The following is a 14,264-nucleotide window of genomic DNA, read 5'->3' as shown; positions in this document are numbered from 1 at the left end:
CCTGTTCCTTATTCAGTTAGTTACATCCCGCCATTGACCATTGGCGAGATTATCCAGTGTGTAATCCCCCATGGCGTAGCGAATGAGGCGCAGCGTCGGGAATCCAACGTGGGCTGTCATGCGGCGAACCTGGCGGTTGCGGCCTTCATATAAGATCACTTTCAGCCAGGTGGTGGGGATATTTTTCCGCTCCCGAATGGGCGGGTTTCTCGGCCACAGCCATGCAGGCTCTTCTACCACTTCAATACCTGCTGGCAGCGTGGGACCGTCATTGAGCGTTACCCCGGTACGCAGCGCATTCAGCGCTTCTGTCGTCGGCTCGCCTTCAACCTGGACGTAATAGATTTTCCCGGTGCGCTTTCCGGGTTGTGTTAAACGGGCCTGCAGTGCACCGTCATTGGTCAGCACCAAAAGCCCTTCACTGTCCCGGTCGAGTCGGCCCGCAGCATAGATTCCCGGCACGGGAATAAAATCTTTTAACGTGCTTCTGCCTGCCTCGTCCGTAAATTGCGGCAAAACATCGTAGGGTTTATTGAACAAAACCACGCGTTTTGGCTGGTTTTCTTTACGCTGCCTGGTGACTTGTCGTGAGCTGAATCGCTCAACCCGGTGATTTCTAAAAGAAGTTTTTTGCATGGTATTTTCAGATTATATCAATTGCCGCATTATAGCCTAAGAACGAGTGTCTTTCATGGCGGCAAACATTAGGGTAGTATTGACATGCTCATTACAAAACATTAACAAAAAATTGCTCTAACGCATTCGTGCAGCAGGACGCAAACGCACATGCAGCGCGATGACAGACGAGCAGAACCAGAAGCGCTCGAAGGAGAGGTGAATGGAAAGCAAAGTAGTTGTTCCGGCGGAAGGTAAGAAGATCACCCTGCAAAACGGCAAACTCAACGTTCCTGAAAATCCGATTATCCCGTTCATTGAAGGCGACGGTATCGGCGTTGATGTAACCCCACCGATGATCAAAGTTGTCGATGCTGCTGTCGAGAAAGCCTATAAAGGCGAGCGTAAAATCTCCTGGATGGAAATCTACACCGGTGAGAAATCCACTCAGGTTTATGGCCAGGACGTCTGGCTGCCTGCTGAAACTCTTGATCTTATTCGTGAATATCGTGTTGCCATCAAAGGCCCACTGACCACTCCAGTTGGCGGCGGTATTCGCTCTCTGAACGTTGCCCTGCGTCAGGAACTTGACCTGTATGTCTGCCTGCGTCCGGTGCGTTATTACCAGGGTACACCTAGCCCGGTTAAACACCCAGAACTGACCGACATGGTCATCTTCCGTGAAAACTCAGAAGATATCTATGCGGGGATTGAGTGGAAAGCTGACTCCGCTGATGCTGAGAAAGTGATTAAATTCCTGCGCGAAGAGATGGGCGTGAAGAAAATCCGCTTCCCGGAACATTGCGGTATCGGTATCAAGCCGTGTTCCGAAGAAGGAACCAAGCGTCTGGTTCGTGCAGCGATTGAGTACGCCATCGCTAACGATCGTGATTCTGTTACCCTGGTTCATAAAGGTAACATTATGAAATTCACCGAAGGCGCGTTCAAAGACTGGGGTTACCAGTTGGCGCGTGAAGAGTTCGGTGGTGAACTGATTGATGGCGGTCCGTGGGTTAAAATCAAGAACCCGAAAACCGGTAAAGAGATCGTGGTTAAGGACGTTATCGCCGATGCGTTCCTGCAACAGATCCTGCTGCGTCCCGCTGAGTACGATGTTATCGCGTGTATGAACCTGAACGGTGACTACATCTCCGATGCGCTGGCAGCACAGGTTGGTGGTATTGGTATCGCACCGGGTGCCAACATTGGTGACGAATGTGCGCTGTTTGAAGCAACCCACGGTACTGCACCGAAGTACGCAGGCCAGGATAAAGTGAACCCAGGTTCCATCATCCTGTCTGCAGAAATGATGCTGCGCCACATGGGTTGGACCGAAGCGGCTGACCTGATCGTTAAAGGTATGGAAGGCGCGATTAACGCGAAAACCGTCACTTACGATTTCGAACGTCTGATGGACGGCGCTAAGCTGCTGAAATGTTCAGAGTTTGGTGACGCGATCATCGAAAACATGTAATCCAGATTCTGGGTTGTGTGAGAACGGGAACCGGGGGGTTCCCGTTTTTTTTAAATGGAATTCGGTGGCGATTAAAACCGCTTTAAACCTGCCGGGGCTCTACGCCAGATTTGTATTTTTTACCCTCATGGTATTTGTGATTAGTGTTGGCGAACATAAATTGATATTTACGTCTGGTCTGTAAGCTCAATGACGCGGTTCTTGCCAGGATATCTCGACCCGACAAGCAATCATATTTTTTATAGATGAGCTGCAAAACCAGGTTCTGGTGATTCATTGCACAGCACTCATTCGATGAGAGGCGTGAAACCCTCTGCCGGAAAAACAATATCCTGCTGTTGCCTGAAAAAATAGACCTTTATATTTATGTGTGTTTATTTTTACCACTTAAACAGGCAGCTTATTTTTTGTACGGTGGTAGCGAAATTTACTGTGTCGCAAATAACAGCAATGGCCTTTTTTAAGCAATGTCAAAAAATAAATTTAGATTAACTCTTTGATTTTAATGGGCTAAAAGATGGGGAGGCTTACAGTATCAATAATCGCTGGGCAGCATGTGTAAATAGCATAATAACTAAATTATAATTCTCTTACATTCGATAGATTGGTGAGGTTAGAATGCGGTTAATTGTCATGTTGTTAAGCTTTGTCGTCACTACCCAGGTCTGGGCCGGTGAACTTTCCAAACCTGTCGGTAAAGTCCTTTTAACAGTGTCCGGTAATATAGAAAATACCAATGAAGACGGGAAAGCCATTTTTGATATCGCCAGTCTCGAGAATCTGGGCACGGTAAGTTTCCAGACCTCCTCACCCTGGTATAATGGACGCACTACCTTTACGGGTATCTCACTGCAAAAGCTCATGGATTATGTCGGGGCAAAAGGTTCTGTTGTTAAAGTCACTGCGCTCAATGACTACACCACCGTTATCCCACTCAGTGATTTCAAAAAATATAATGTTATTCTTGCTCTAAAAATCAACGGAGAATATATGCGCATCCGTGATAAAGGCCCACTATTCATCGTGTATCCCTATGACAGCATTCCTGAACTGAATAATCAGATTTTTTATTCAAGGTCAGCATGGCAGGTCAGCTCAATGAAAATTGAGTAGGGGTTCAGAGGACCATCATGAACAGAATACTGGCTGGCATTATATTCTTCCTTTTTATATCTACCGGATATATATCTTTTCTTGTGCACGAAAGACAACAAGAACTACAGAAACTGACTCACTACACCGACTCATGGTCTGCTGTTCAAATGGTATCAGAATATTACCGATTTGAATCGTGGCTTGGTCTCTACATTAGTGATGATACGATGACGCTCGATGCTGTGCGCCTGCGTCTCGATATTATGCTCAGCCAGAGCGATTTAATAAAGGAAGGTGATTTAGGGCATTATATAGAGAGCAATCAAGCGCATTATGAACTGGCTATACAGCTTGAAAAAATGCTTAATTATCTGGATGTTCATCTTGAGAAAATGAATCGTTCAGAACTCAAGGCATACCTGAAAGAAATGCATGCGCTTGATGCACCGCTAGCCCGTCTTTCATCCGGTGCGTTAGATAAAGATGTTAGCTCGATTAATAATACAAATATTAACATTCAAACCCTGTATTATATTTATTCAGCTATTTCAGTATTGCTTATAATATTGAGTGCGATACTGGGGGTTCTGATTTTTTTTCAGAACAGAAACATTTTGAGAGCACATCTCCAGGTTAAGTGCCTTGCTGAGGAACTTCAGGAATCTAAAGAAAAACTGCAGATCCAGAATGCAAAACTGGAGTATGACGTCTATCACGACTCTCTCACCGAGATGAATAATCGCCAGTTGTTCTGGGGGGATTTAAATAAAACCATCGAGATGGCAGAAAAAAACAATGACTCTGTGACGGTGATGTTGTTCGATTTAGATCGATTCAAAGAGGTAAATGATACGTATGGCCATGATGCCGGTGATATGTTATTACGTCAGATATCCCATCGTTTGATTTCTATGAGCCAGGGTTCCGACACGCTATATCGTTTAGGCGGCGATGAGTTTGCTTTTCTTTCGAGCGGTCTGACAGAGAGTCATGCTGTTTCCCGAGCCCAAAAAATATGTGATTTTATCAACCAACCCTACACTATTTATAACGCAATTATAAATATAACCACTTGTGTTGGTATTGTTATCTCTGAAACTGAACGCCGTTCCGACTATCTTTATAAATTTGCCGATCTGGCGCTTTATGAAGCGAAAAATGAAGGCTCGGGTAAAATAAAAGTCTTCCGACAGCGGATGTTAGAAAAGCTGCAAGAAAGCAGAACTCTTGAGCATGATATGGCAATGGCCATAGTGAATAAAGAATTCGTGGTTTATTATCAGCCTATTGTCGATTCTTTCAGCCAGGAAATTTACAGCTATGAAGCCCTTATTCGTTGGATACATCCTCTAAAAGGGCTTCTGTCGCCGGATAGTTTTATTCCTGTTGCAGAAAAAACAGGAATGATTAACGAGATGGGAAAATCTGTGCTTGAAATTGCATGCAGGGAAGCAGCGTCCTGGACCGTACCGGTTAAAATTTCAGTCAATGTTTCACCTGTCCAGCTAAGCAGCAAGGCCTTTGCCGGAATCGTGCTGTCCATTCTGAAAGAAACCGGACTTCCGGCAGACCGTCTCGAGCTGGAAGTGACGGAATCCTCTCTCTTTACGGAGAGCAATACGCCGATGAATACGCTTAACAAGCTCAGAGCTCTGGGGGTAAAAATCTCCATCGATGATTTTGGTACCGGATACTCTTCTCTTTCGCGACTGAGTCGGCTTGCCTTCGATAAAATCAAAATAGACAAGTCCTTTGTGCATTCGATATCTACGCAGGAAGACGCCCTTAATATCATCAGGCTTATTACTGGTATGGCGAAATCGCTGAATATGAAAGCTGTTGCAGAAGGTGTCGAAACAGAGGAACAGCTGGCGAGCCTTCAGGCTTTGGGCTGCGATTTCGCGCAAGGGTATCTGTTTGGTAAACCGCAGCCGGGTATCAATGGGAAAATCAGAAACGGTTAAATAACGCCCGTTCCTCGTGCCCTGGCGATATGCTAAATCAGCGTAACGACAACGTACTTGCCAGCGCTAAGACGTTGGCAATTGCCGCTTTCGCTTGCGGACTGTTTTTCCAGCATGTCGAGCCGACCATTGACGCCGCTTGCTGGGTAATATCGTCGACAGTAGAGTTTTTAAGATCGGCAAGCGAGTGGAAACCAAGTTGCTCAAGCCGCTCGATGACTTTGGGGCCAACGCCTTTTAATGACAGAAGTGCCTGACGCTCAGTGGTTGAAAAGGGCATTGTCTCTCCTTACGTATGCGCAATACTGACAATCCGCTTACGAATACACGCTGATAGCGGCCAGGCTATCAGTTATAGCCTGGCCAACAGAGGTAAGCAAAACTAGAACTGGTAGTTTAAGGATACCCAGTAGTTACGGCCCGGGTTGACGTATCCGGTCGTGGATTGTGCAGTCTGATAGTAGTCGCCTGCATAAGTACTATTGCGGCCAACCTGATACAGCGTGACGTCACTAAAGTCTTTATCCAGCACGTTGTTCACCGCCGTATTCAGCGTCAGTTCTTTGGTCAGTTTATAAGACATCCCCATGTCCAGAACGGTCCAGGCTTTTAAATTTGCACCTTTGTCGTCATACACCGCCTTTTGGACGGCGCTGAGGTTGTCGTAATTCTCCGTATAGCGTGGAGCCTTACCGCGGTAGCGAGCGCTCAGCCAGGCGTTCATATCTTCCGTTGCCTGCCAGTTCAGACGGACGTTCGCCATGTGTTTCGGGGTATAACTCAGTGGCGCGCCTTTATTCTCGCCATCTTTTTGCTTGCTCTGGGTATAGGTGTAGTTGAGAGATAAGCTCAGCGAGTCCGACCATAGCGGGAATGTACTGGCAAACTCGATACCATCGGTTCTTGCTTTACCGCTGTTGGTGTAGCTGTTGGTATTATCATCGATAGAATACGAAACGATTTTATTTTTGTATTCAGTATAGAAACCCGTGACGTTGGCGTTCAGCCCAGCGTCATTCTCATAGTAAAGCCCGGTTTCGTAACTGGTACTTTCTTCAGGTTTAAGGTTCGGGTTCCCGACGGTATTGACCGTCCCCTGTGCCGTTACGCCACTGATGCCATTATGAAGTTGGCTGAGCGATGGCGCTTTATAACCCGTTGTGACGCCGCCTTTGAGGGTCCACTCATCGGATACGTCCCAGACCATATAGGCACGTGGGCTGAGGTGCCCGCCAAAGACGTCATTATGTTCATAGCGAGTCCCCACGGTTAAGGCCAGAGAATCGAGGATATGCCATTCATCTTCAGCATAGGCCGACCATGTTTTCTGGTGGAATGTCTCGCCGGTATTGGCCTGCACGACACCGTCCTTCATGCGGGCATCCCAGTATTCTCCCCCGAGAGTCAACAGGTGCGAGTCACCTAACGGCGTCAGCAGCATGGAATCCAAAATAACGTTGGTGTTCTTCAGTTCACGTGCGTCGCCGGCCCGGCTCGCGTTCTCTGGTGTCAGTGCCGAGGAGACCAACTGGCGGCCTTTGTTCTCGGTTTCATTCCAGCCTACAGAGGATTTCCAGGTACCAAATGTTAATGCGGTATCGTGGCCGAGCGTCACTTTGTTACGCTCATAACGCAGCGTCTTATCATATCCGCCGGTCAGATTGCCAAGCTGTCCATCATCGTTATCGTAGCGTTGTCTGGCGGAATCGAGATCCAGCCACAACGTATTGCTGTCACTGGTTTTCCAGTCCAGGCGAGTGCCAATATTGTAATTCTCAGATTCCGTAGGATACGGCACGCGGGTGGAAGAGGTATCGCTCAGCGAAGTGACACTGGAGCCTTGACGCTGCGTGGTGCTGCCGCGAACTTGCATATCCAGTACACCGGCGATCAATGGGCCGCTTGACCAGAAGTTGGCGACAGTGCTGTTACCCCATTTATTACTTTCTTGCAGGTTAACGCCGGTATTAATGGACGTGCTCCATTTATCGGTGCTCTTTTTGGTGATGATATTGACGACGCCGCCAATGGCATCGGAACCGTATAACGTCGACATCGGACCGCGGATCACTTCAATATGGTCGATTGCCGCCAGTGGAGGCATAAAGCTGGTGTTCATGGCTGAAAAGCCGTTCGGTGTCACGTCGCTGCTACCATTTTGACGGATACCGTCAATCAAGAGCAGGGTATAGCTGGCGGGCATACCACGGATGCTAATTTCCAGACCGCCGGTTTTACCCGTGCTACTTTCGACATCCACACCTTCCACAGAACGCAGAGCTTCACCTAAATCGTTATATTTATTGGTTTGTAACTCTTGCTGTGAAATAACGGAAACGCTGGCAGCCGCATTGGTGATCTTTTTTTCGTAACCAGAAGCGGTTACTACCATCACGTCTTCAGCGAAGGCAAAGGGGCTGGTAAACCCTATACAGGACAGAACGACAGAGGCAACAGGTTTTAAACGCATAGTCAAACTTCCTTTGTTAAAAATTCAAAGGCAGTAAGATAATTGATGAAAATGATAATACAAATAATTATCATTATATATTTACATAACTTGTCACTTACTGTGTCTTTCTTTAATAAATATACATAAATTGTCATGAATTTGAGGTAGGTAAAAACCGAAGCTGGTGAATAGTTTTTCCTGCAACTATTGCTTCTTATTTAATATAAAGGCGAGTAAATACGGTGATTTTGCTTAGCCACTTCAGCGAAGTGAGAGGTGAAAGTACTGGGTATTAGAAAGTCGTATGATGTTTTTTAAAAATCGTCATACTTTTCTGCGCTGCATCATTTTTTTCGACATTACTGTCCGCCATAATCCCTTCCCCAGGAGACCGTCTAACGTAAATTGTTCGTTAAACGCGATAAAAATAACGTAAATCTGGATAAGAGAATGATTAAAGGCAAGCTGGCACTGCTGACGTGCGCACTGACTCTCGCATTAACCTCACCACTCCTCGCTGCGCAAAATGCAGACGAAGGCCAGACGTTAAAACTGGCCATTGGGCCCGAGCCGACGGAGGGATTTGACCCGATGTTGGGCTGGAGTCATGGCAGCTATCTGTTGTTGCATGCACCTGTGTTAAAGCAAAATGCGGATATGAGCTGGGGAAACCTGCTGACGGAAAAAGTGGTGACCAGTGCCGACGGCAAAACCTGGACGCTGACGCTTAAGCCCGATCTCAAATTCTCTGATGGTTCGCCGCTAACGGCTGAAGATGTGGTCTTCACCTATAACAAAGCCGCAAAAAGTGGTGGGAAAATTGACATGGGGAATTTCACCCATGCCCGCGTGATAGACAACCGCACGGCAGAAATTACGCTTAGCCATCCGCAGAGCACTTTTGTGAACGTGCTCGGTTCGTTAGGCATTGTTCCGGCAAAACAGTATGACGAAAAAACATTTGCCAAAAATCCGATTGGCGCAGGTCCTTACCGCCTGGTGAGCTTTCAACCTGGGCAGCAACTGATCGTGGAAGCAAACCCGTGGTATGCCGGTAAGAAGAATGATTTCAACCGGCTTGTGTTTGTATTCCTCGATGAGGATAACGCATACGCCGCAGCGCGTAGTGGCCAACTGGGACTGGTACGTATTGCGCCGTCGATGGCGGTGGCGCCCGCACAGCAGAATTTAAAACTGTGGGTTCGCGACAGTGTAGAAAACCGCGGTATTGTTTTCCCAATGGTTCCGGCTGGGAAGAAAGATGCTAATGGTTATCCGGTTGGGAACGATATTACAGCCGATATTGCTATCAGGCGTGCGATCAATTACGCCATTGACCGTAAGCAGCTTGCCGGGCAGGTTATGGAGGGGCATGCGATCCCCGCGTATAGCGCGGTTCAGGGGTTGCCATGGCAGGGGACTTCGGTGGCATTCAAAGATGGCGACGCTGAAAAAGCCCGGACGATTCTGGATCAGGCCGGCTGGAAAGTGGGCAAAGACGGCGTACGGGTGAAAGACGGTAAAGAGGCGCGTCTGACGTTGTGGTACGCCAGCGGCGACAGTACGCGCCGGGATTTAGCCGAGGCCGTACGTGCGATGCTGGAGCCAGTGGGTATTCAGATTTCGCTGCAGTCGGGTAGCTGGGAAACCGTTGAACGTCATATGCATGCTAATCCTACGTTGTTCGGCTGGGGGAGCCTGGATCCGATGGAGCTTTTCCATCACTACAGCGGGCAGGCGGCGGGTGTGGAGTATTACAACCCGGGCTACTACAGCAATCCGGTGGTCGAGCAACATCTCAAGCAGGCCATTGATGCACCAGACTGGCAAAAAGCGTTGCCTTTCTGGCAACAGGTTGAGTGGGATGGTAAACAAGGCGCAGGCGTACAAGGGGATGCCGCATGGGCATGGCTGCTGAATATTCAGCACACCTATCTGGCGAATCCGTGCATCGATCTGGGCAAAGGTGCACCGGAAATTCACGGTAGCTGGTCACTGCTCAATAATCTGGACGAATGGACCTGGACCTGCCGTTGATGAAGTCTGTTTTAGGCCATGTATTACGGCTGATAGTGTTGTTAGTGCTGGTCGCGGCTGGCACTTTCATCTTGCTCAGCTTTTCGCCGGTCGATCCAATCCGGGCCTATATTGGCAACGATTTGCTGCATGTTCCGCCGGAGCAATATGCACGTATTGCTGCGCGTTGGGGGCTGGATCAACCACTGTGGGAGCGTTTTTTCCACTGGTTCTTACGCGTGCTACAGGGCGACCTTGGTTACTCGATGTTGTTTAATGCCCCTGTTGCCAGCGTGATTAAGGAGCGGTTTGCGACCTCGTTTGCGCTGCTGAGCGGTGCGTGGCTGGTTTCCTGTTTATTGGGAACGACAATGGGGTTTGTTGCCGGCCGCTACCTGAACCGTTGGCCGGATAAAGCCATCTGCCGACTTAGCTATCTGCTTTCTTCCTTACCGACCTTTTGGATTGGCATGCTGCTGTTGGCAGTATTTGCGGTACGCTGGCCGCTGTTCCCGGTCTGTTGTGCGTGGGAACCGGGAAATAACAGCGATATGGCAACGCTGACTGAACGTCTGCGCCATTTGGTTCTCCCTGTTTGCGCACTTAGCCTGCTGGGGCTGGGGCAAATTACGTTGCACACGCGGGAAAGTATCGCCAGCGTGATGAAAAGCGAATTTGTTCGTTTTGCGCGTTCGCAGGGTGACAAGGGGTGGTCGCTGTTGCGTCACCAGGTTCTGCGACACGCCATCACGCCAGCGCTATGTCTACAGTTTGCCTCGTTGGGCGAACTGTTGGGCGGTGCGTTGCTGGCTGAGAAAGTTTTTGCCTATCCGGGGCTGGGGCAGGCTACCATCGATGCCGGATTACGCGGTGACCTGCCGTTACTGATGGGGATTGTCTTGTTCAGTACCGTGCTGGTGTTTATTGGTAACTCTCTCTCTGCCTGGTTTGTCCATGTTCTGAATCGCGCGCTGGAGCGACCTGATGCTCTATAACCCGACGCCGACGCTTGTTCGTCTTCTGCTATCCGTGAGCGGCCTGTTATTTATTGCAGTATATGGCGCAGCTATGCTGGATAATCCGTTGAACGTGAATCTTCTTGTGCGTCATCTTCCGCCTGATGCGCTGTACTGGTTTGGTACCGACAATCTGGGGCGCGACCTGTGGGTTCGTTGCTTTCAGGGGGCGCTAACCAGCCTGCAAATCGGTATTGGCGCGGCGCTGTGCAGCGGATTCATTGCGTTACTGATGGCGGCGATTTCCCGTCTGCACCCACGCCTGGATGTCGTCATGCGTCTGATCACCGATGCGATGTTGTCCATGCCGCACCTTCTGCTGCTGATTTTGATCTGTTTTGCCTTGGGCGGCGGGAAAAGCGGGGTGATTATGGCGGTTGCGCTCACACACTGGCCGCGGCTGGCATTGATTTTACGTGCTGAAGCGGAACGCGTTGCCCACAGTGATTACCTGACACTCACCTGGCGACTGGGGCATGGCCACTTTTACTGCTGGCGGTATCACTATTTACCTGCGCTATTGCCCCAGTGGTTAACGGGAACGTTGCTGATGTTCCCTCATGCGGTATTGCACAGTGCAGCGTTAAGTTTCCTTGGCTTCGGGCTGGCACCCCACGAACCTTCGCTGGGACTGTTGCTGGCAGATGCGCTGCGGTTTATCAGTCATGGCGACTGGTGGCTGGTGCTGTTTCCAGGGCTGATGCTATTTCTCCTTGTGATGCTATTTGATCAACTTGCCCGGGCGGTACATCGTTTATGGTTGAGAGGTGATGCATGTTGAGTTTGCGGCAGATTTCGCTGGAAGTGGCGCGTTATCGCTGGTACGGCGCAAAAAAATGGTCCTCGTTGCTGCAGGATGTCTCTTTTGATGTTGCGCCGGGCCAGATGGTGGCGTTAGTGGGAGGCAGTGGTGAGGGTAAGAGCCTGCTGCTGCAATGCTTACTCGATCTGTTGCCGGAAAATTTGCGCTTTCATGGCAATATCACCCTTGATGGGAAAATGCTGGATAACAATGACATCAGGGCATGCCGTGGCAGTACGTTTAGTTATGTTCCGCAAGGTGTGCAGGCTCTGAATCCGCTGCTGTCTATTGAAAAGCATTTACGAAGAGCCAGCCAGCTTTCCGGTCAGGCGTGGAATGCAGGGCAAATTGAACACTTGCTCGAACGTCATCATCTGGAAACCACCGTGTTAGAGGCTTTCCCGCGTCAGCTTTCGGGAGGAATGGCCAAACGCATTCTGGCGTGTCATGCCGCACTCAGCCAGGCTCGTTATATTCTTGCTGATGAGATTACCGCCTGGCTTGATGCGCCTCTGGCAAATCAACTGCTGGAACAGCTACGCGGCCTGTGTGAGCGGGGCGCGGGCGTTTTATGGGTGACACATGATCTCACTCTGGCTGCACGTCACGCAGATCGCATTGTCGCGCTGCATCAAGGAACGGTGTCGGATAATGTCAGCCGGGAACAGCTTTTACGCGGTGAAATTAGTGAACATCTAAAACGGCAATGGCGAGCGCTGCCCGAAAGAAATCAACTTTTTGGAGAGCGGTATGCTGTGCTGTCGTGATGTGTTCATTCGTCAGGGAGGTAAAATACTGTGGCAAAATCTCTCGTTCTCGTTGTCACCAGGGGAGCGCATTGGGATTTGCGCACCCAGTGGAACCGGAAAAACAACGCTGGGACGTGTGCTTGCGGGGTGGCAAAAGCCGACGTCCGGCGACGTTCTGGTTGATGACCAACCGTTGCCGCGCCATCAATATTGCCCGGTGCAGCTTGTACCGCAGCATCCGGAATTAACCTTTAACCCCAGACGGAGTACCGGTGATGCGGTTCATGATGCATGGCGGCCAGATGCAGAAACGCTTGCCCGACTGCATATTAAGCCGGAGTGGCTAACGCGTCGTCCCGGACAACTTTCGGGCGGTGAGCTGGCGCGAATTGCCATACTGCGGGCGCTCGACCCGCGTACGCGTTTTCTGATTGCCGATGAAATTACCGCCCAGCTCGATCCTTCCATTCAAAGGGATATCTGGGCGCTGCTGCTTGAAGAATGTCAGCGTCGGCCATTGGCTATGCTGATTATCAGCCATCAGCAGGCCCTGCTTGATCAGCTTTGTTCCAGCAAGCTCATTGTAGCGTGAAATGAGACAAGGGCTTGCAGCTGGCCTATTGATTTAATTGATATGTTATATTATAACATTCCGCTCGCAAATGATTTGAGGGTGAAATTTTGGCTATGCATTTGGAAAAATTGGCAGTCGTTCTGGGGATGCTTTTTGTTAGTAGCCAGGTACTGGCGCATGGTCACCATTCCCATGGTGCACCAATGACCGAAATAGAACAAAAGGCGGCAGAAGGCGTTTTTGATGACAAAAATGTGCAGAACCGTACGCTAGCCGACTGGGATGGCATGTGGCAGTCTGTCTATCCGTATCTGGTGAGTGGCGAACTGGATCCGGTATTCAAAAAGAAAGCGGAGAAAGACAAGAGCAAAACGGCAGAGCAGGTTAAAGCCTATTACCGCAAGGGCTACGCGACCGATGTTGACACTATTGGTATTGAAAACGGCGTAATGGAGTTTCATACCGGTAAAAAGGTGGCATCGTGTAAGTATGATTATGCCGGATATAAAATTTTGAACTATACGTCAGGCAAGAAAGGTGTGCGTTATCTGTTCGAGTGTAAAGACGCTGGCAGCGACGCGCCGAAATACGTGCAATTCAGCGATCACATTATTGCGCCACGTAAATCGAGCCACTTCCATATCTTTATGGGTAATACCTCGCAGGCTGCCTTGCTTGAAGAGATGGATAACTGGCCAACCTATTACCCTTATCAGCTCAAGGGAGAAGAGGTGGTGGATGAAATGCTGCACCATTAATCCCGACTGAAACTGTTCACAAAAACCCGCCGATGTTGGCGGGTTTTTGTGTATTACACTGACAGGAACATTATTTCCCGGATGTCAGCGTGTTGTAGCTGGTCATCAGGTTGCGATAGTCAGGAATATGGTTGGAGAACAACGTTCCCAGCCCTTCAATATCGTTGCGCCAGTCACGGTGTAATTCGCAGGCCAGACCGAACCACGTCATTAATTGTACGCCGGCAGACGACATACGATTCCATGCGGAATCACGGGTCAGCGGATTAAACGTACCGGATGCATCAGTGACCACAAACACGTCGAAACCGGCTTCAATGGCAGAAAGCGCAGGGAATGCGACGCAGACTTCGGTCACCACCCCGGCAATAATTAGCTGCTTTTTGCCTGTCGCTTTGATCGCGTTAACAAAATCTTCGTTATCCCAGGCATTAATCTGGCCAGGACGTGCGATGTAAGGGGCATCCGGGAACAGTTCTTTCAGCTCAGGAACCAATGGACCGTTAGGACCCGTTTCAAAGCTGGTAGTCAGAATCGTCGGGAGTTTGAAATATTTCGCCAGATCGCCTAATGCCAGAACGTTGTTTTTAAACTTGTCTGGATCGATGTCACGGACCAGCGAAAGTAAACCCGTTTGGTGATCGACCAGTAGTACGGCAGCCTGATCTTTATCAAGACGTTTATAAGCAATAGTCATTTTTCTTTCTCCATGTGATGAGAGGGGGCCTTGCGGGCTGAATCTACTGATA

The 14,264-nt window shown here is 49.3% G+C and carries 13 protein-coding genes; 9 read left to right on the top strand and 4 right to left on the bottom strand.

Annotated features, from left to right (window positions below):
• Positions 1-12: 12 nt before the first annotated feature.
• Entirely contained in the window at positions 13-636 is a 624-nt protein-coding gene (gene rluE / locus SK32_RS07250) for a 23S rRNA pseudouridine(2457) synthase RluE (protein WP_048211946.1), read from the bottom strand.
• Positions 637-838: 202 nt separating this feature from the next.
• Between rluE and icd the strand changes: the two genes are divergently transcribed.
• The 3 genes from icd to SK32_RS07235 all read left to right on the top strand — a co-directional run bounded on the left by icd (position 839) and on the right by SK32_RS07235 (position 5,148).
• Positions 839-2,089 (top strand): NADP-dependent isocitrate dehydrogenase, encoded by a 1,251-nt coding sequence (gene icd, locus SK32_RS07245; RefSeq protein ID WP_003841892.1) that lies wholly within the window; start codon positions 839-841, stop codon positions 2,087-2,089.
• Positions 2,090-2,707: 618 nt separating this feature from the next.
• Positions 2,708-3,202, top strand: coding sequence for a putative pterin-binding protein (locus SK32_RS07240; RefSeq protein ID WP_048211945.1), 495 nt, complete (start codon positions 2,708-2,710; stop codon positions 3,200-3,202).
• Between the two features lie 17 nt (positions 3,203-3,219).
• Positions 3,220-5,148, top strand: coding sequence for a putative bifunctional diguanylate cyclase/phosphodiesterase (locus SK32_RS07235; protein WP_048211944.1), 1,929 nt, complete (start codon positions 3,220-3,222; stop codon positions 5,146-5,148).
• Between the two features lie 37 nt (positions 5,149-5,185).
• Here the strand turns inward: SK32_RS07235 and SK32_RS07230 are convergent, their stop codons facing one another.
• The gene (locus tag SK32_RS07230) at positions 5,186-5,428 is read right to left on the bottom strand and encodes a helix-hairpin-helix domain-containing protein (protein ID WP_048211943.1); all 243 of its coding nucleotides are present in this window, start codon (positions 5,426-5,428) and stop codon (positions 5,186-5,188) included.
• Between the two features lie 102 nt (positions 5,429-5,530).
• Positions 5,531-7,618 (bottom strand): TonB-dependent receptor, encoded by a 2,088-nt coding sequence (locus SK32_RS07225; RefSeq protein WP_048211942.1) that lies wholly within the window; start codon positions 7,616-7,618, stop codon positions 5,531-5,533.
• A 432-nt stretch (positions 7,619-8,050) separates the two neighbouring features.
• Between SK32_RS07225 and SK32_RS07220 the strand changes: the two genes are divergently transcribed.
• The 6 genes from SK32_RS07220 to zinT all read left to right on the top strand — a co-directional run bounded on the left by SK32_RS07220 (position 8,051) and on the right by zinT (position 13,515).
• Positions 8,051-9,637 carry an ABC transporter substrate-binding protein gene (locus SK32_RS07220; protein WP_048211941.1) on the top strand — a complete coding sequence of 529 codons (1,587 nt, stop codon included), beginning with the start codon at positions 8,051-8,053 and terminating at the stop codon, positions 9,635-9,637.
• On the top strand, positions 9,637-10,611 hold the full coding sequence (locus tag SK32_RS07215) for an ABC transporter permease (protein WP_048212598.1): 975 nt from the start codon (positions 9,637-9,639) through the stop codon (positions 10,609-10,611). Before SK32_RS07220 ends, SK32_RS07215 begins: the two co-directional genes overlap by 1 nt.
• Positions 10,601-11,413 carry an ABC transporter permease gene (locus SK32_RS07210; protein WP_048211940.1) on the top strand — a complete coding sequence of 271 codons (813 nt, stop codon included), beginning with the start codon at positions 10,601-10,603 and terminating at the stop codon, positions 11,411-11,413. Before SK32_RS07215 ends, SK32_RS07210 begins: the two co-directional genes overlap by 11 nt.
• A complete protein-coding gene (locus tag SK32_RS07205; RefSeq protein ID WP_048211939.1) occupies positions 11,407-12,201 on the top strand; it encodes an ATP-binding cassette domain-containing protein in 795 nt (264 codons plus the stop codon). Before SK32_RS07210 ends, SK32_RS07205 begins: the two co-directional genes overlap by 7 nt.
• Complete coding sequence (locus tag SK32_RS07200) at positions 12,185-12,775, top strand: ATP-binding cassette domain-containing protein (RefSeq protein WP_048211938.1); 591 nt, start codon at positions 12,185-12,187, stop codon at positions 12,773-12,775. The genes SK32_RS07205 and SK32_RS07200 overlap by 17 nt, the downstream gene beginning before the upstream one ends.
• A 95-nt stretch (positions 12,776-12,870) precedes the next feature.
• Entirely contained in the window at positions 12,871-13,515 is a 645-nt protein-coding gene (gene zinT / locus SK32_RS07195; RefSeq protein ID WP_161958604.1) for a metal-binding protein ZinT, read from the top strand.
• 70 nt (positions 13,516-13,585) lie between these two features.
• Here zinT and ycaC read toward each other — a convergent pair whose 3' ends face one another.
• Positions 13,586-14,212: an isochorismate family cysteine hydrolase YcaC gene (gene ycaC / locus SK32_RS07190; RefSeq protein ID WP_005120379.1), complete on the bottom strand. Its 627-nt coding sequence runs from the start codon at positions 14,210-14,212 to the stop codon at positions 13,586-13,588.
• Between the last annotated feature and the right edge of the window lie 52 nt (positions 14,213-14,264).

Origin of the sequence: Citrobacter sp. MGH100, assembly GCF_001034465.1 — a bacterium.
GTDB classification, from domain to species: Bacteria; Pseudomonadota; Gammaproteobacteria; order Enterobacterales; family Enterobacteriaceae; genus Citrobacter; species Citrobacter youngae.
This window is presented reverse-complemented; position numbering and strand designations above follow the sequence as displayed.